This window comes from Curtobacterium sp. MCPF17_011 (genome assembly GCF_003234145.1).
Taxonomy (GTDB): domain Bacteria; phylum Actinomycetota; class Actinomycetes; order Actinomycetales; family Microbacteriaceae; genus Curtobacterium.
This window is the reverse complement of the sequence record NZ_QKSK01000005.1, coordinates 59,822-76,672: the sequence shown is the minus strand read 5'-3', so window position 1 is coordinate 76,672 and position 16,851 is coordinate 59,822. Positions and strand designations below refer to the sequence as shown.

Genomic DNA, 16,851 nt, shown 5'->3' with positions numbered 1-16,851 from the left:
GCCTGGCCTGCGCACAACAGGAAGTCGCTCGCGCCGCTGCATCCCGCGGTTCGAGCGGGTTCCTGTTGTGCGGCGTCAGTCGAAACCGGGCTCCTGCACGACAGCGGGAGCCAGCGCGGTCGTCCACAGGGTCGGCGAACGTCCTGCGGTGGCGGTGGGCGTCCGTGAGGCTGAGGAGATGCAACGACTCGAGATCATCAGGGGTGGGAGCGTCGACCCCACCGGCCGTCGCGGTCGGGACCTCGTCGCAGCGGCCGACCGGGGCGCACTCGTCCGGCTCGCACCCGGCAGGTTCGTCGACGCAGAGCACTGGCGGGCGGCGGACGCCCGCGTCCGCCATCTTGCTCGCCTCGACGTGGTCGACGAGTTGATCGCTCCGCGCCTCGTGCTGTCCCATGTGTCAGCCCTCGCCCTGCACGGGCTGCCCTGGAGCGGTGAGTTCCCCGAGGTCGTCGATGTCATCGATCCCGAGCGGGAGACGTCCCAGTCCCTCCGGCTGCTGCGGAAGCACCCCGGGAAGGGCCGGTCGATGGGTCTCGCCCGGGCGTCCTCGGGCCGGCCGGTCACGGACCTCCGGAGCACCGTCGTCGACATCGCGCTCACGCAGGACCTCCGACGTTCCGTGCCCGTCCTCGACGTCGCGCTCCAGCGCGGTGTCGACCGGTCGACGCTCCGAGCTGAGCTGAACGTCAAGAGGGCCGTGCACGGCCGGGATCGTGCACGGTTCGCGATCGAGTTCGCCGACCCGGGCAGTGGCTCGGTGGGGGAGTCGATCGCCCGTGTGGCGTTGGACGAGCTCGGAGCGCCGCGGGCCGAACTCCAGACCGAGTTCCACGACGCGGCGGGCTTCGTGGCGCGGGTCGACTTCTGGTTCCCCGACCACGGCGTCGTCCTCGAGTTCGACGGTGCCGCGAAGTACCGGGACCCGGCCATGCGCGCCGCGGGCCTCACCGCGGAGGACGTCCTCCTCCAGGAGAAGCGCCGCGAGGACCGGCTCCGCCGTGTGTCCGACGTCCGTCGAATCGGTCGGTTCGGGTGGCCGGAGACGCAGGACACGGAGCGGCTCCGAGCGCTGCTGCTGGGGCTGGGCCTCCCGCTCGAGACCCGACGTTTCCGCCGGATCCGCTGACGCTGCGTCCGCTGGTTCCAGCTTGCGCCGCACAACAGGAACCGCCCCAAACCGCGGGAAGCCGTGGTTCGGGGCGGTTCCTGTTGTGCGCAGCCGATCGGCACCGGGCGCCGGGCGCCGCGGGGGGACCTACGTGAGCTCGAGCAGGACGTGACCCGAGGAGACCGTCTGGCCGACGGGGGCGTTCAGGCCGGTGACGATGCCGTCCTTGTGTGCCTGGACAGGCTGCTCCATCTTCATGGCCTCGAGGACGACGAGCAGGTCGCCCTTCACCACGGTGTCACCCTCGGCGACCGCGAGCTTCACCACGGTGGCCTGCATGGGCGACGCGACCGACGAACCCGACGCCGCACGGCCACCCTTGACGCCGGAGGACCGACGCTTCGGGGGAGCGGACGGGCCGGACGGACGACGCGCGCCGCCGGCACCACCACCGACGATCGAGGGCATGGTCACCTCGATGCGCTTGCCCTGCACCTCGACGACGACGCTCTCGCGCTCGCCCGGCGCGGGCAGCTCCTCGGGGGAACCGCTCCAGGCCGGGATGTCGTTCACGAAGTCCGTCTCGATCCACTGCGTGTAGACCGAGAACGGCGTCGCGTCGTCGGTGGCGAACGCGGGGTCCGCGACGACGGCACGGTGGAACGGGATGACCGTCGGCAGGCCGGCGACCTCGAACTCGGCCAGGGCACGACGGGACCGCTCGAGCGCCTCTGCACGCGTGGAACCGGTGACGATGAGCTTCGCGAGCATCGAGTCGAACGAGCCCGAGACGACGTCGCCGGACACCACGCCGGAGTCGACGCGGACGCCGGGGCCGGACGGTGCGTTGAACACGTGGACGGGGCCCGGCGCGGGGAAGAAGTTGCGGCCCGGGTCCTCGCCGTTGATGCGGAACTCGAACGAGTGGCCGCGCGGGGTCGGGTCGGCGTAGTCGAGCGTGCCGCCCTCGGCGATGCGGAACTGCTCGCGGACGAGGTCGATGCCGGTGACCTCTTCGGAGACGCAGTGCTCGACCTGCAGGCGCGTGTTGACCTCGAGGAACGAGACCGTGCCGTCGGCGCCGATGAGGAACTCGCAGGTACCGGCACCGACGTAGCCGACCTCGCGGAGGATCGCCTTCGACGACTCGTACAACAGGGTCTGCTGCGCCTCGGTGAGGTACGGCGCCGGTGCTTCCTCGACGAGCTTCTGGTGGCGCCGCTGCAGGGAGCAGTCGCGTGTGGACACGACGACGACGTTGCCGTGCTCGTCCGCGAGGCACTGGGTCTCGACGTGCCGCGGCTTGTCGAGGTACTTCTCGACGAAGCACTCGCCTCGGCCGAAGGCGGCGATGGCCTCGCGCGTGGCGGACTCGAACAACTCGGGGATGGAGGCCCGGTCCCGCGCCACCTTCAGGCCACGGCCACCGCCACCGAAGGCGGCCTTGATCGCGACGGGCAGCCCGACCTCGTCGGCGAAGGCGACGACCTCGGACACGTCCTGCACCGGCTCGATCGTGCCGGGGGCGAGGGGGGCGCCGACCTTCTCGGCCACGTGCCGTGCGGAGACCTTGTCGCCGAGACGCTCGATCGAGTCGGGCGACGGCCCGATCCAGGTGAGCCCGGCGTCGATGACGGCGCGCGCGAAGTCGGCGTTCTCGGCGAGGAAGCCGTACCCGGGGTGCACGGCGTCGGCGCCGGATCGTCGGGCGACCGAGATGATCTTCTCGATCACCAGGTAGGTGTCGGCGCTCGTGGTGCCGTTCAGCGCGTAGGCCTCGTCGGCGAGGCGGGCGTGCAGGGCGTCGCGGTCCTGGTCGGCGTAGACCGCCACCGAGGCCTTGCCCGCATCGCGGGCCGCTCGGACGATGCGGACGGCGATCTCGCCGCGGTTCGCGATGAGGACCTTGCTGATGCGGGTCATGGGACATCAGCGTATTCGTGCACCAGGGTCGTGTTTTGACCGCCATCCACAAGAAACACCGCGCGCAGCAGGTGGATCTCTACAGGCGGGGAGGTGGCGAGCGCGCCGGCGGGCTCCTACCGTGTCCAGAGGTCGTGCCAGGCGATCCCGAACCCCCGCAGGAGCATCGACCGCAGCATCGGCAGCGACAGACCGACGACGGCCGAGGGTGCTCCGTCGATCCGCGTGATGAAGGCGGCGGCGCGCCCGTCGATCGTGAACGCGCCGGCGACTTCGAGCGGCTCGCCGGTCGCGACGTACGCGTCGATCTCCGCGGGCGTCATGTCGTCGGCGAACGTCAGCACGGCGCTGTCCACCGCGACGACCCGGTCACCGTCCACGACGAGCGCGGAACCGCCCGGTGTGACCGGCCCCAGGTCGCCCACGGGGCGGACGGGAGGCGCGTCACCAGCCCGTCCCGCGCCCCCCGTCCCGGCAGTGGTCACCCCGACCCCGGCGCGCCGGTCCACGACGCAATGCCCGCTCCACAGCGTGCCGCCGCCCGCGGCGAGCATCTGCCGCCACCGCTCGCGGGCCACCTCCGGGTCGTGCGGCTTGCCGTACAGCACCCCGTCGACCTCGAAGGCGGAGTCGCCGCCGAAGACGATGCCGTCGAGGCCGGTGTCGGTGCCGTCCGCCAGCTCGACGCGCCCGTCCGCGACCGCCGTCGCCTTCGCGACCGCGAGCAGCGACACGAGTTCCGGTCCGGTGAGTCCGCGACCGAGTCGGTCCCGCTCGGTGGCCGCCACTGCGTCCTCGTCGACCCCCGGCGAGACGAGCACCGGTTCGATCCCGGACTGCGCCAGGAGCGCGCGACGGGCGGGGGAGGTGCTCGCGAGGTACAGACGCATGGGAACATCGAACCATGGGTGAATCCGTCGGCACACTGCTCGAACTCGACGTCACCGGGATCGCTCACGGCGGCATCTCGGTGGCACGGCACGAGGGGCGCGTGGTGTTCGTCACGGACGCGATCCCCGGGGAGCGGGTCGTGGCCCGGGTGACGGAGGACCGGAAGAAGTCGTTCTGGCGCGCCGACACCGTGAGCGTCCTCGAACCGAGCGAGCACCGGGTGGACCACGTCTGGCCCGAGGCCGGCCTGGACCGCGACCCCGCCGTGCGTCCCGGTGGTGCGGAGTTCGGGCACATCGCCCTCGCCCACCAGCGGACCCTCAAGCGCGACGTGCTCGTCGACTCGTTCTCCCGGTTCGGCCGCATCGACCTCGACGCCGTGCTCGGCGCGCCGGTCGTCGTCGAGGCCGCACCCGGCGACGACGAGGCGAACGGCCTCGGCTGGCGCACCCGGGTCCGCCTGCACGTCGACGCCGACGGCACGCCCGGACCCTTCGCCGCCCGGTCGCACACCGTCGTCCCGGTCACCTCGCTCCCGCTGGCCACCGCCACCGTGCAGGGCTCAGCGCCGCTCGGCCGCGGCTCGATGCCCGGCGCCGAGGTCGTCGACGTCCTCAGCCCGAGCGGCTCCGGCGGCGCACGCCTGGTCATCGACGCCCAGCGCCCCACGGTCGTGCAGGAGGTCGTCGGCGAACGGACCTTCGACGTGGACGACGACGGCTTCTGGCAGGTGCACCGGCAGGCCCCCGCCGTCCTCACCGCCGCGGTGCAGGACCTGGTCGATCGTGACCGCCTCGACCCGGATGGTCAGCACCTCGACCTCTACGGCGGCGTCGGGCTGCTCGCCGCGGCCCTCGCCGACGTCGTCGGGCCGCGCGCCCGCGTGACGAGCGTCGAGAGTGCGACCCGCGCGACCGAGCACGCGCTCGAGAACCTGTCCGAGTGGATCGGCGCCCGTGCCGAGACCGGCCGTGTCGACCGGTGGCTGTCCCGGACCGTCGAGTCGGCCTCCCGTCCGGAGCGCGATCGCTTCCGCGCCGGCACGATCGTGCTCGACCCGCCCCGGTCCGGTGCCGGTCGCGAGGTCGTCGTGTCGATCGCCGCGCTGCAGCCGGCCCAGGTCGTCTACGTCGCCTGCGACCCCGTCGCCCTGGCGCGCGACGTCGCGACGTTCGCTGATCTCGGGTACCGCCTGGAGGCACTCCGCGCCTTCGACCTGTTCCCGCACACCCACCACCTGGAGACCGTGGCGCGGCTGGTGCCGGTCGCCTGAGCCCCGGCGGGTGATCGGCTCCGCCGGGTCCCGTTGCGGGGTACGAAGCTGAGGTTGACCTGGGTATCCTTGGTGACGACGGCAACCGGGATCAGGGCCCGGCGCGCTGTCGGAACGAGAGGCAACCGTGGGAGACACGACCACCAGCACATCGACCGGCACGACAGGGACTGCCGGTCCCGAGACCCGGCCGGTCCGGGTCGCCATCGTCGACGACCACGAGTCCGTCCGACTGGGGATCCAGGCGGCCTGTCAGAACGAGGGGTTCGAGGTGGTCCTCACCGCCGCGAGCGTCCCGGAGTACATCGCCCAACTCGGCGGGCGCGAGGTCGACGTCGTCGTCCTCGACCTGTCGCTGGGTGACGGCTCGACGGTGACCGAGAACGTCAAGGGCGTGCAGGGCACCGGTTCGGCCGTGCTCGTGCACAGCATCGCCGACCGCGTCGCGAACGTGCGGGAGGCTCTGGCCGCAGGGGCTGCCGGTGTCATCCCGAAGTCGTCCGCGACGAAGACCGTGATGGCCGCCGTCGCGACCGTGGCCCGGGGTGACGTGCTCAACAACCTCGAGTGGGCGAGCGCCATCGATGCGGACCGGGACTTCGCGAAGGCCCAGCTCGGGCGTCGCGAACGTGAGATCCTGCACCTGTACGCCTCGGGCCTGCCGCTCAAGCTGGCGGCGCAGCAGCTCGGCATCGGGTACTCCACGGCCCGGGAGTACCTGGACCGCATCCGCGTGAAGTACGTCGAGGTGGGTCGCCCCGCCCCGACCAAGGTCGACCTGCTCCGCCGTGCCGTCGAGGACGGGATCCTGCCGGGGCTCGACTCCGGCATCGACCCCGACGGCGATGGTCGCTGACGACACCCGCGCCGGTCGGTCCTCGTGACCACCGACGCATCGGCGGACGCCGGGCCGGCAGCGGCCCGGCGTCCGTCGTCCCCCGCAGCCACCGGACCCGCCGCGGCCGGTCCGATCGATGCCGGGCCCGCCGGACCTGACGGGAACGGTCCGGGTCACGTCCGCGGCGCCGGCTGGGCCGATCCGTCGCGGTCGGTCCGCGCCACGATCACCCAGGCGTCGCTCGACCGGGCGTTCACGATCCTGATGGCCATCGCCGCGATCGGGTTCGGGGCGGTGAACGTCCCCGGCCTCCTCAAGCAACTGCCGTACCTCGACCCGGTCTGGGCACCCACGACGGCGATCGTGATGGCGCTGTCGCTCGTCGCGGTCGGCGTCTCGGCGATCGTGCAGCGCTGGTCCCAGGCGGCGCAGACCGTCTGCGCGCTGCTGTTCCTCGTCGCGCTGCTGACCTTTCCGCTGACGGTCGACCGATCGCTGCCGGTCGACCAGTCCCCGTGGCCGTGGTGGCTCTGCAACGTCGGCACGATCGCCGCCTCGCTGAGCTTCGCCACGTGGCGTGCCGCGGTCTACAACGCCCTCGTGCCGATCATCTACGTCGTGCTGCGGCTCTCGCCGGCCGGCGGTGCGGTCGGCCCGCAGCGGGCGTTCCTCGACGGCGCCTACACCGCGGTCCTCGGCATCGCGGCGCTGATCCTCATCGTGGTGCTGCGTCGTGCGGCGGCGGCGGTCGACGTCGCCCAGGCCACCGCGGTCCGTCGGTACTCACGGGCGATCCGGGAGCACGCCACCGAGGTCGAGCGTGTCCAGGTCGACGCCATCGTGCACGACAGCGTGCTCACGACGCTGCTGTCCGCAGCGCGTGCGGACACCCCGGACGCGAAGACCCTCGCCGCACGCATGGCACGGAACGCGATCGACCACCTCGCCGCGGCCGCCGCCGACGGCCCGGGGGATGACCAGGTCGTGCCGTTCGACGTCCTGCGGAACCGGATCGCCACGTCCGTCACGTCCCTCGGCGCCCCGGTCGAGGTGCGAAGCCTCCCGATGGCGGGTCCGGCGCTGCCGTTCTCGGCGGCGGACGCGATCGCCTCGGCCGCGCTCCAGGCGGCGGTGAACAGCGTGCAGCACGCCGGCGACGACGTCTCGCGCTGGGTGACGATCGCCGCGGACGGCTCGTCCGTGCAGGTCGAGGTCGCCGACGACGGCACCGGGTTCGACGCGCACGCGGTCCCGGCCGAACGCCTCGGTGTCCGGCGCTCGATCATCGAGCGGATGGCCGCCGCCGACGGCGAGGCCGATCTCCGCACCGCCCCCGGCTCCGGCACCCGCATCGTGCTCCGTTGGCCGGCGCTCCGCGCCGACGACCGTTCCGCTCACCGGACCGGCTCGGTCCGCCAGGCGGGAGCGGACGCATGAGGGCCTCCATCCCGGCGGGTGTCGCCATCGGACTCGCGGCGCTCTTCTCGCTGCTGCACCTGGTCCTCGCCGTCACCACGCTGCCCGGGACGCCGGCGAAGGCCGCACCGATCGTCGCCTGCATGGTCCTCTACGCGGCGGCGACCGCTCTCGCGCTGCTGGTGCGCGGCCCGGTCCTGCCGGTGTGGGTGGCGTGGTTCGCACTCGCCACCGCCGTCGTGATGCCCCTCGTCTGCTCGACCGTCGTCGACCTGGCGGTGGCCCCGACGTACGCCACGTGGTGGATCGCCGCCGTCGGCACGCTCATGGTCGTGCTGGCCGTCCGGCAGCGCGGTCGCTTCGCCTGGGTCGGCGTCGCCTTCTGCACGGTGCACTCGGTCGGCTGGGCCGGCCTGGAGGCACTGGGCGAGCTGGGTGCGCTCGGCAACGTGATCTGGTTGTCCGTCGCCACCGGGTTCGCGATCGCGATGAGCCACGCCACCCGGATCACCCGGGACTTCGTCCGCGCGGAGCAGGAGACCGTCGACTGGCAGGCGGCGCAGGACGCGCACGTGTCCGAACGACAGGTCCGGCTCGGCCAGACGACGCGGATGGCGCTGCCGATGCTCCAGCGCATCATCGACACGTGCGGGGGCCTGGACGAGGACGAGCGTGCCGAGAGCCTGCACCTCGAGCAGGCGATCCGCGACGAGATCCGCGGCCGCTCGCTGCTGTCCGACGACGTCCGGGCGGAGGTCATGCGCCTGCGCCGTCGCGGCGCCGTCGTGCAGCTGCACGACGACGGCGGCCTGGACGACCTCGACACGGTCGAACAGGAGCGTGTGCACGCCGAGCTCGCCGACGCACTGCGACGCGCGTACGAGGCCGACGCCGACAACGTGATCGTCCGGACCGTGCCGGACAACGCCGACGCCGCGGTGACCGTGGTCGGACTGCGGCTGGACGCGGCTGAGAGCGAGTCCGCAGCCCTCGGGGCAGCGGACGACGACGAGGACGACGACGGCGACGACTCCGTCGCGCTGTGGCTCGAGATCGACCGGTACGCGACCCAGGGCTGACGGCCGATCCGCCAGCGCAGGTGCGGGAGCCGCGAACGCCCCGGAGACAGGGAACGCCTCGGACACCGCGAACGCCTCGGAAAACGGGGAACGCCCCGGAAACGGGGAACGGGCCGGTCGGAGCTACCGACCGGCCCGTTCACGACCCGAGGCAGAGCGACAACCCGAATATCGCCCTGACTCGTCTCGGCGGTGGCTTCGTACCCTAGTCGGCCACCGACCGGCGATGCACTTCAACGAAGAACACCGAACACAGACAATGATGCCAACAGCACCAGGGGGTGTCAGTCGTCATTTCGGGGGACAATTCGGGCGATCTGCGGCGGTTCCTGGCGTGGACGACCCCCGAGTGAGGGGAGACCGAACGGTGCGTCCGCCGCTGTGCCGAGGTCGACACCGGTCGGTACCGAACGGGGTACAGACCGCCGGCGGTACCGGACCGGTACCGGACGCGAACGGGCTCAGCGGAGAGACCGGCTCCAGGAGCCCTGCTGGAGCGGTCCGCGCATCCCTCGGGCAGAGCGGGTCCAGCCGTCCCGCGGTGACGACTCCGTCTGGGCACCCCCGGCAGCGGCAGCGTCGTCGGCCTGACGCTGCAGCACCGCGATCACGGCCGCGAGCTCCTCGGGTGTCGGGTCCCCGCCGACGACACGCACGTCCGCGACCGACGCGGTGGCGTGGGTCGGGGCGTCTGCCGGGACGTCGGCAGCGTGGCGTGGGCTCACAGCGGGATGTTCCCGTGCTTCTTCGGCGGCAGGCTCGCCCGCTTGCCGCGCAGCGCCCGGAGCGCCTTGATGACCGACACGCGCGTGGCGTGCGGCTGGATGATCCCGTCGAGTTCGCCGCGCTCGGCCGCCAGGTAGGGCGACGCCACGTTGTAGGTGTACTCGTTCGCGAGCTTCGTGCGGACGGCAGCGACGTCCTCGCCGGCTTCCTCGGCACGCTTGATCTCGCTGCGGTAGAGGATGTTCACCGCGCCCTGGCCGCCCATGACCGCGATCTCGGCGGTCGGCCAGGCGAGGTTGATGTCCGCCCCGAGCTGCTTCGAGCCCATCACGATGTACGCGCCGCCGTACGCCTTGCGGGTGATCACGGTGACGAGCGGCACGGTGGCCTCGGCGTAGGCGTACAGGAGCTTCGCACCGCGGCGGATCACACCCGTCCACTCCTGATCGGTCCCGGGCAGGTACCCCGGGACGTCGACCAGGGTCAGGATCGGGATCCCGAAGGCGTCGCAGAACCGGACGAAGCGCGCGGCCTTCTCGCCGGCGTCGATGTTCAGCGTGCCGGCCATCGCCTGCGGCTGGTTCGCGATGATGCCGACCGTGCGGCCCTCGACCCGGCCGAAGCCGATCATGATGTTCGGCGCGAAGAGCGGCTGCACCTCGAGGAACTCGCCGTCGTCGACCACGTGTTCGATGACCTGGGTGACGTCGTACGGCTGGTTGGTGGAGTCCGGGATGACGACGTCGAGCTCGCGGTCGGCGTCGGTCGTCTCGAGCTCCGGCGCGACGTCGTACGTCGGCGGATCGGACAGGTTGTTGTCCGGCAGGAACCCGATGAGCGAGCGCGCGTAGTCGAGCGCGTCCGTCTCGTCCTCGGCCAGGTAGTGCGCCACCCCGGAGACCGCGTTGTGGGTCTGCGCGCCGCCGAGTTCCTCGAAGCCGACGTCCTCACCGGTGACCGTCTTGATGACGTCCGGGCCGGTGACGAACATGTGGCTGGTCTTGTCGACCATGATCACGAAGTCGGTGAGGGCGGGGGAGTACACGGCGCCACCGGCCGCCGGGCCCATCACGATCGAGATCTGCGGGATGACGCCGGAGGCCGCGGTGTTGAGGCGGAAGATCTCGCCGTACTTGCCGAGCGCGACCACTCCCTCCTGGATGCGAGCGCCACCGGAGTCGAGGATGCCGATGATCGGCACACCGGTCTTCAGTGCGTGCTGCATCACCTTGACGATCTTCTCACCGGCGACCTCACCGAGGGAACCGCCGAAGACCGTGAAGTCCTGCGCGTAGACCGCGACCTGTCGGCCGTGGATGGTGCCGTGGCCGGTGACGACCGCGTCGCCGTAGGGACGCTTCGACTCCATCCCGAAGGCGTGGGTGCGGTGGCGGACGAACTCGTCGAGCTCCACGAAGGAGTTCTCGTCGAGCAGCTGGTCGATCCGCTCGCGGGCCGTCATCTTGCCCTTGGCGTGCTGCTTCGCGATCGCGGACTCGCCTGCGGCGGTCACGGCTTCGTGGTACCGGTCGCGGAGGTCAGCCAGACGGCCTGCGGTCGTCGAGAGATCGGGGGTGTCTCCTGTGGTCACCCGCTCACCCTACCGGCGGTGCGGGACACCCCCGTTGGAGGACCCCCACGGTTCCGGGCCGTAGGTTTGCGTGCATGTCCACACCGGTCACACCCGACTTCGTCTCCGCCAGCGCCGCCGTCCAGGGCGCCGGCGCGACGATGACGGTGCTGCCGACGACGGGGTCGACGAACGCCGACCTACTCCGTGACGCACCGGACCTGGCCTCCGGCAGCGTCGTGGTGACCCTCGACCAGACCGCCGGACGCGGACGGCTGGACCGGTCGTGGGTGGCCCCCGCGGGCCAGACCCTGGCCGCGAGCGTGCTGGTGCGGGCGGACCTCGACCCGCGCGACCGGGGCTGGCTGCCGCTCGTCGCCGGAGCCGCCGTTCGCGACGCCGTCGCCGGCGTGCTCGCCGACGCCGACGCGCAGACGGACGCGGACGCTCAGACGGACACAGACGCGCAGACGGACGCGGATGACCGCGTGCTCGTGAAGTGGCCGAACGACGTCCTCGTCGACGGCCGCAAGGTCAGCGGTGTGCTCTGCCAGGTCGCCGCCGACGGGTCCGTAGTCGTCGGCGTCGGCGTGAACCTCACGATCCGGGCCGGCGCGCTGCCCACCCCGACCGCCACCTCCCTGCTCGTGGCCGGTGCGACCGGACCGGCCACGGCACTCGCCGACGCGGTCCTGACGGACCTCTGGACGGGCCTCCAGGAGGCCGTGGCCGGGCTCGTCGCGGGAGGTGCCGCCGCCGACGCGGTCCGTTCGCACGTCCGGGCCGTGTGCGGGACGGTCGGCCAGCGGGTGCGCCTCGAGCTGCCGGACGGATCGACGGTCGAGGCCGACGCGACCGGCGTCGACGACGACGGCCGCATCACGATCCGGGACCGGACCGGCGCCTCCAGGGGCGTCGCGGTGGGGGACGTCACCCACCTGCGCTATGCATGAGCCCATGACGGACGAGCCTGCCCCCGAGCTCGTCGTCGCCCGGCTCCGGCCACACGCCCGACGACTCGTCCGTCCCGCGGTCTTCGTCGTGCTCGTCGCGGCCGCCGGCGGGTTCGGCTTCGGGGTGTTCCGCGCGGAACTCGCCTGGCTCAACGTCGTCGTCGCGGTCGTGGTCGTCGTGCTCGTCCTGCTCGGCGGCGTCGTGCCGCTGCTGCGGTGGATGTCCCAGCGGTACGTCGTGACCACCCGGCGACTCGTGGTCTCGCACGGTCTCGGCACCCGGACCCGCCGGGAGCTGCTGCACTCGCGCGGGTACGACGTCACCGTGCGGCGACAGGGCGCCCAGGGGCTGTTCCGTTCGGGCGACGTGCTCGTGTTCCCGGGAGACGACCCGGCGCTCGTGCTCGCCGACGTCCCGCACGCGGACCTCGTCGTCGCCGTGCTGCACGACCTGGTCGAGGCGCACGAGGCACGACGTCGGCACCGCGAACCCGACTGGGACGACATCGTCCGCGGGACCGCCCGACACGACCGCTAGTCGCACGCTCCGACTCGGATCTGCGGAGACACTGCGGGGAACCGCGCGTTCTCTTGCGGTTCACCGTCTCGTGGACCGGGCGACGACCCGGTACCGTCGTCCCGTGCGTATCTCTGTCATCGGCTGCGGTTACCTCGGTGCCGTCCACGCCGCCTCCATGGCCAAGCTCGGACACGACGTCGTCGCGGTGGACGTCGACCCGGGGAAGATCGAACGACTCGCGGCGGGCGAAGCACCGTTCTTCGAGCCCGGTCTGCCCGAGATCCTGACCGAGGCCCTCGCCTCCGGTCGGATCCGGTTCACGACCGACATGGCCGAGGTCGCCGGCGCGCGGGTCCACTTCGTCGCCGTCGGCACCCCGCAGGGACCGACCGGCGCCGCCGACCTGAAGTACGTCGACGCCGCCGTCGCCTCGCTCACCGGGCACCTGTCCGCGGGGGACTTCGTCGTCGGCAAGTCGACCGTCCCCGTCGGCACCGCGGCCCGCCTGGCCGCGGACGTCAGCGCGGCCGTCCCCGGTGCCACGCTGGTCTGGAACCCGGAGTTCCTCCGCGAGGGCTTCGCCGTGCAGGACACCATCGCGCCGGACCGCCTGGTCTACGGCGTGCCCGCCGGCCCCGAGGGCGAAGCCGCCGTCGCGGCGCTCGACGAGGTGTACGCCGTCGCGCTCGCCGAGGACACCCCTCGTCTCGTCGTCGACCTGGCCACGGCGGAACTCGTCAAGGTCAGCGCGAACGCGTTCCTCGCGACCAAGATCTCGTTCATCAACGCGATGGCCGAGATCGCCGAGGTCGTCGGCGCCGACGTCACCGCCCTCGCCGACGCCATCGGACACGACGCCCGCATCGGCCGGAAGTTCCTGAACGCCGGCCTCGGCTTCGGCGGCGGCTGCCTACCGAAGGACATCCGCGCGTTCCAGGCCCGCGCCGACGAGCTCGGCGTGGGCGAGTCGCTCGCGTTCCTGGCCGACATCGACGCGATCAACCTCCGCCGCCGGGCGCACGTCGTCGAACTCGCCACGCAGGCCCTCGGCGGCGACGTCACCGGCAAGCGCGTCGCGGTCCTCGGGCTCGCGTTCAAGCCGAACTCCGACGACGTCCGGGACTCGCCGTCGCTCGACATCGCCGCGCGCCTGCGTGGACTCGGTGCCGACGTCGCCGCGTACGACCCGGAGGCCATCGTCACCGCGCGCCGTCTGCACCCCGAGCTGGACTACGTCGAGACCGTGACCGAGGCCGTCACCGGCGCCGACATCGTGCTCGTGCTCACCGAGTGGAAAGAGTTCCGTGAGCTCGACGCCGCCGCTGTCGCCGCAGCCGTCGCCACCCCGGTCGTCATCGACGGCCGCAACTGCCTGGACCGGGACGCCTGGCGCGCCGCGGGCTTCGCCTACCACGGCATGGGACGCTGATCGATGGCGCTGCGAGTCGGGGTCATCGGTGGTGGCCAGCTGGCGCGGATGATGGTGCCCGCCGCGGTGGAGCTCGGCCTCGACATCCGGGTCCTCGCCGAGGGACCGGGCATGTCCGCGGCCATCGCCGCGACCGCCGAGGGTGACTACCACGACGCCGAGACCGTCCTGGCGTTCGCGCAGGACGTCGACGTCGTCACCTTCGACCACGAGCACGTGCCCCAGGACGTCCTCGCCGCGCTGGTCGACGCCGGTGTGGCGGTCCGACCGGGCCCCGCGCCGCTCGCGGTCGCGCAGGACAAGATCACGATGCGTCGTCGGCTGACCGAGCTCGGGCTCCCGGTGCCGGACTGGGCCGCCGTGCACGACGCCGACGAGCTCCGCGCGTTCCTCGCCGAGCACGGCGGACGCGCCGTCGTGAAGACCCCGCGGGGCGGGTACGACGGCAAGGGCGTCCGTGTCGTCACCGACCCCGCCGACGTCGAGGACTGGTTCACCGCGGTGGCCGAGTCCGGCGGGGACCAGGCGCTCCTCGTCGAGGAACTCGTCGCCTTCACCCGAGAGCTCGCGCAGTCCGTCGCCCGACGGCCGTCCGGACAGATCGTCGCCTGGCCGCTCGTCGAGACGATGCAGCGTGACGGGGTGTGCGCCGAGGTGATCGCGCCCGCGCCCGCGAGTGCCGGTCGGATCGCCGACCTGGCTGAGTCGATCGCCGTCCGCGTCGCCGAGGAGCTCGACGTCACCGGGGTCCTGGCGGTGGAGCTCTTCCAGACCGACGACGACCGCATCCTCGTCAACGAACTCGCGATGCGTCCGCACAACACCGGCCACTGGTCGATCGACGGGGCGACCACGAGCCAGTTCGAGCAGCACCTGCGGGCCGTGCTCGACCTGCCGCTCGGCGCGACGGGGACGAACGCTCCCGTCGCGGTCATGGTCAACGTGCTCGGCGGGCCCGGTGACGGTGACCTGGCGGGTCGGTACCCGGCGGCGCTCGCCGCGTTCCCGGAGGCGAAGTACCACTTCTACGGCAAGGCCCCGCGCCCCGGTCGGAAGATCGGCCACGTCACGGTGACCGGAGACGACGTGGACGACGTCGTTTACCGCGCCCGGGCCGCAGCAGCGCACTTCGACGACTGACCCCTGATGGCTGACGGCTGACGCCTGCCACCACATCGGGTGGCACCCGGACTGGCGGTGGTCGTCCTGGGCGCGCCGTGGTGCCATGGGGAGGCTGACCACGCTGACTCCCGGGGGACCCCACATGCGCTCGACCAGGGCACCGCGAACGACCAGGGCGTCCGCCGTCGCGCTCGCCGTCGCCGTCGTGACGGTCGGACTCGTCGCCTCCGGGCTCGTCCTGTCCGGGTCCGACTCGAGCCCCGCAGCCGCTGCCACCCCGACCGAGCTCCGCGCACGCACCGCGGCACAGGTCTACGGCGGTGGACAGTACAACCCGCCGACCAGTGAGGCCGCGAAGGCCGCCGCGGCGCTCCGCACGACCGACCCGGCCGGAGCCGCTGCCGCCTCGACGATCGCCCGCTACCCGGTGGCGACCTGGCTCGGTGAATGGACGCAGGGCACCACCCTGACCGAGACCGTGACCGCCGCCACCGACGGTGCCGCCGCCACCGGCACGACCGCGGTCTTCGTCACCTACGCGGTCCCGCAGCGTGACTGCGGCGGCTACTCGGCGGGTGGTTTCGACGAGACTTCCTACGACCGCTGGGTCGACCAGGTCGTGTCACTCGTCGCCGGGAAGCGTGCGGTGGTCGTCGTCGAACCGGACTCGCTCGCGATGCTCAGCAACAGTGCCTGCACCGGGTCGTTGGACCAGCAGCGCTACCGGATCCTCTCGCGCGAGGTCGCGGCCTTCACCGCTGCCGGTGTCCCCGCGTACCTGGACGCGGGGAACTCGAACTGGGTTCCGGCGGCGACGATGGCGGACCGCCTCGTCAAGGCCGGCGTCCAGACCGCCCGCGGGTTCTCCACCAACGTCGCGAACTACTACCCGGTCGCGCAGGAGCAGGCGTACGCACAGCGGGTCTCCGCCCTGACGGGCGGGTCGCACTACGTGATCGACACGTCGCGGAACGGCACCGGGTGGCGGGGGACCTGGTGCAACGCGCCGGGCGCCGGCCTCGGCACGACGCCCCGGGTGGCCACCGACGGCACCGCGCTCGACGCACTGCTCTGGGTGAAGACGCCCGGCGCGAGTGACGGCACCTGCAACGGCGGACCCCGGGCCGGGACGTGGTACTCGGCGTACGCGCAAGCGCTCGTCGCGAACGCCGCACTGGGTACCCCGGTCCCGACGCCGACACCGACACCGACACCGACACCGACACCGACACCGACACCGACACCGACGCCGTCGCCGACGCCGACGCCGACCCCGGCGACGCCGACGCCGACGCCGACCCCGGCGACGCGGCAGCCCGTGGCGCCGCGGGTCGCACTGGACTCGGCGACCACGGCCCCGGCGGGCATCGCGGTCCGGGGCTGGACGGTCGACGCGGACGCGCCCGGCGCGTCGCTCCCCGTGGGCATCACCGTCGACGGTCGGACCGTCGCGACCACCACTGCGGGCCTCGACCGCCCCGACGTCGCACGGGCCACCGGTGCCGGAGCAGCACACGGGTTCCAGACCGTCGTGCCGGGTCCCGCGGGCACGCACCGGGTGTGCGCGGTCGTGTCCGACGTCGCTCCCGGTGTCACGAGCACCCCCGTCCGCGCCGTCCCCACCTCGGTGTGTCGGACCGTGACGGTGGCCGCGAGCGCCCCCGTCGGCCGGCTCGACGCGGTGACGTCCCCTGCGACACGTCGCGTGGCCGTGTCGGGGTGGGCCTTCGACCGGGACGCGGTCAGCACCCCGGTCACCGTCACCGTGCGGATCGACGGTCAGCGCCCGACGGGTGTCGCCGCCTCGGGCTCCCGTCCCGACGTCGACCGCGTGTACACCGCCGGATCGTCGCACGGTTACGCGCGGACGCTGGCCGTCGCGTCAGGTCGGCACACCGTGTGCGTCACGGCGACCGGGCTCGGCCGCGGCGGGGACGCCTCGTTCGGTTGCCGCACCGTGACGGTCCGCTGACGGACCCGTCCGGTCGCCCGGCTCGTGC

The 16,851-nt window shown here is 72.5% G+C and carries 14 protein-coding genes; 10 read left to right on the top strand and 4 right to left on the bottom strand.

Annotated elements, in window-relative coordinates; genetic code table 11:
* The first annotated feature begins 178 nt into the window (after positions 1–178).
* The gene (locus DEJ25_RS07725) at positions 179–1,129 is read left to right on the top strand and encodes a hypothetical protein (RefSeq protein WP_146240635.1); all 951 of its coding nucleotides are present in this window, start codon (positions 179–181) and stop codon (positions 1,127–1,129) included.
* A gap of 129 nt (positions 1,130–1,258) precedes the next feature.
* Here DEJ25_RS07725 and DEJ25_RS07720 read toward each other — a convergent pair whose 3' ends face one another.
* Both DEJ25_RS07720 and DEJ25_RS07715 read right to left on the bottom strand, forming a co-directional pair.
* Positions 1,259–3,034 (bottom strand): biotin carboxylase N-terminal domain-containing protein, encoded by a 1,776-nt coding sequence (locus DEJ25_RS07720; RefSeq protein ID WP_111044328.1) that lies wholly within the window; start codon positions 3,032–3,034, stop codon positions 1,259–1,261.
* A gap of 116 nt (positions 3,035–3,150) precedes the next feature.
* Complete coding sequence (locus DEJ25_RS07715) at positions 3,151–3,924, bottom strand: nucleoside triphosphate pyrophosphatase (protein WP_111044327.1); 774 nt, start codon at positions 3,922–3,924, stop codon at positions 3,151–3,153.
* A 14-nt stretch (positions 3,925–3,938) separates the two neighbouring features.
* Between DEJ25_RS07715 and DEJ25_RS07710 the strand changes: the two genes are divergently transcribed.
* From DEJ25_RS07710 to DEJ25_RS07695, 4 genes are all read left to right on the top strand, one after another.
* Positions 3,939–5,198: a class I SAM-dependent RNA methyltransferase gene (locus DEJ25_RS07710; RefSeq protein WP_111044326.1), complete on the top strand. Its 1,260-nt coding sequence runs from the start codon at positions 3,939–3,941 to the stop codon at positions 5,196–5,198.
* A 127-nt stretch (positions 5,199–5,325) separates the two neighbouring features.
* Entirely contained in the window at positions 5,326–6,054 is a 729-nt protein-coding gene (locus tag DEJ25_RS07705) for a response regulator (RefSeq protein ID WP_375334549.1), read from the top strand.
* Between the two features lie 24 nt (positions 6,055–6,078).
* Positions 6,079–7,473: a sensor histidine kinase gene (locus DEJ25_RS07700; RefSeq protein WP_110902725.1), complete on the top strand. Its 1,395-nt coding sequence runs from the start codon at positions 6,079–6,081 to the stop codon at positions 7,471–7,473.
* A complete protein-coding gene (locus tag DEJ25_RS07695; RefSeq protein WP_181421478.1) occupies positions 7,470–8,531 on the top strand; it encodes a hypothetical protein in 1,062 nt (353 codons plus the stop codon). Before DEJ25_RS07700 ends, DEJ25_RS07695 begins: the two co-directional genes overlap by 4 nt.
* Positions 8,532–8,992: 461 nt before the next feature.
* Here DEJ25_RS07695 and DEJ25_RS07690 read toward each other — a convergent pair whose 3' ends face one another.
* A complete protein-coding gene (locus tag DEJ25_RS07690) occupies positions 8,993–9,256 on the bottom strand; it encodes an acyl-CoA carboxylase subunit epsilon (RefSeq protein WP_111044325.1) in 264 nt (87 codons plus the stop codon).
* Positions 9,253–10,848, bottom strand: coding sequence for an acyl-CoA carboxylase subunit beta (locus DEJ25_RS07685; RefSeq protein ID WP_111044324.1), 1,596 nt, complete (start codon positions 10,846–10,848; stop codon positions 9,253–9,255). The genes DEJ25_RS07690 and DEJ25_RS07685 overlap by 4 nt, the downstream gene beginning before the upstream one ends.
* Before the next feature lie 74 nt (positions 10,849–10,922).
* Between DEJ25_RS07685 and DEJ25_RS07680 the strand changes: the two genes are divergently transcribed.
* The 5 genes from DEJ25_RS07680 to DEJ25_RS07660 all read left to right on the top strand — a co-directional run bounded on the left by DEJ25_RS07680 (position 10,923) and on the right by DEJ25_RS07660 (position 16,823).
* Positions 10,923–11,780, top strand: a complete 858-nt coding sequence (locus DEJ25_RS07680; protein ID WP_258366263.1) for a biotin--[acetyl-CoA-carboxylase] ligase — start codon at positions 10,923–10,925, stop codon at positions 11,778–11,780.
* A gap of 4 nt (positions 11,781–11,784) precedes the next feature.
* Positions 11,785–12,318 carry a PH domain-containing protein gene (locus DEJ25_RS07675; RefSeq protein WP_110902728.1) on the top strand — a complete coding sequence of 178 codons (534 nt, stop codon included), beginning with the start codon at positions 11,785–11,787 and terminating at the stop codon, positions 12,316–12,318.
* A 103-nt stretch (positions 12,319–12,421) separates the two neighbouring features.
* Positions 12,422–13,729 carry a UDP-glucose/GDP-mannose dehydrogenase family protein gene (locus DEJ25_RS07670; protein WP_111044430.1) on the top strand — a complete coding sequence of 436 codons (1,308 nt, stop codon included), beginning with the start codon at positions 12,422–12,424 and terminating at the stop codon, positions 13,727–13,729.
* A gap of 3 nt (positions 13,730–13,732) precedes the next feature.
* A complete protein-coding gene (locus tag DEJ25_RS07665) occupies positions 13,733–14,869 on the top strand; it encodes a 5-(carboxyamino)imidazole ribonucleotide synthase (protein ID WP_111044323.1) in 1,137 nt (378 codons plus the stop codon).
* Between the two features lie 124 nt (positions 14,870–14,993).
* Positions 14,994–16,823 (top strand): glycoside hydrolase family 6 protein, encoded by a 1,830-nt coding sequence (locus DEJ25_RS07660; RefSeq protein ID WP_181427374.1) that lies wholly within the window; start codon positions 14,994–14,996, stop codon positions 16,821–16,823.
* Positions 16,824–16,851: the final 28 nt, after the last annotated feature.

Coding starts and splice junctions, on each gene's coding strand:
- DEJ25_RS07725 (WP_146240635.1), top strand. CDS start 179: ATGCAACGACTCGAGATCATCAGGGGTGGGAGCGTCGACCCCACCGGC.
- DEJ25_RS07720 (WP_111044328.1), bottom strand. CDS start 3,034: ATGACCCGCATCAGCAAGGTCCTCATCGCGAACCGCGGCGAGATCGCC.
- DEJ25_RS07715 (WP_111044327.1), bottom strand. CDS start 3,924: ATGCGTCTGTACCTCGCGAGCACCTCCCCCGCCCGTCGCGCGCTCCTG.
- DEJ25_RS07710 (WP_111044326.1), top strand. CDS start 3,939: ATGGGTGAATCCGTCGGCACACTGCTCGAACTCGACGTCACCGGGATC.
- DEJ25_RS07695 (WP_181421478.1), top strand. CDS start 7,470: ATGAGGGCCTCCATCCCGGCGGGTGTCGCCATCGGACTCGCGGCGCTC.
- DEJ25_RS07680 (WP_258366263.1), top strand. CDS start 10,923: ATGTCCACACCGGTCACACCCGACTTCGTCTCCGCCAGCGCCGCCGTC.
- DEJ25_RS07675 (WP_110902728.1), top strand. CDS start 11,785: ATGACGGACGAGCCTGCCCCCGAGCTCGTCGTCGCCCGGCTCCGGCCA.
- DEJ25_RS07665 (WP_111044323.1), top strand. CDS start 13,733: ATGGCGCTGCGAGTCGGGGTCATCGGTGGTGGCCAGCTGGCGCGGATG.
- DEJ25_RS07660 (WP_181427374.1), top strand. CDS start 14,994: ATGCGCTCGACCAGGGCACCGCGAACGACCAGGGCGTCCGCCGTCGCG.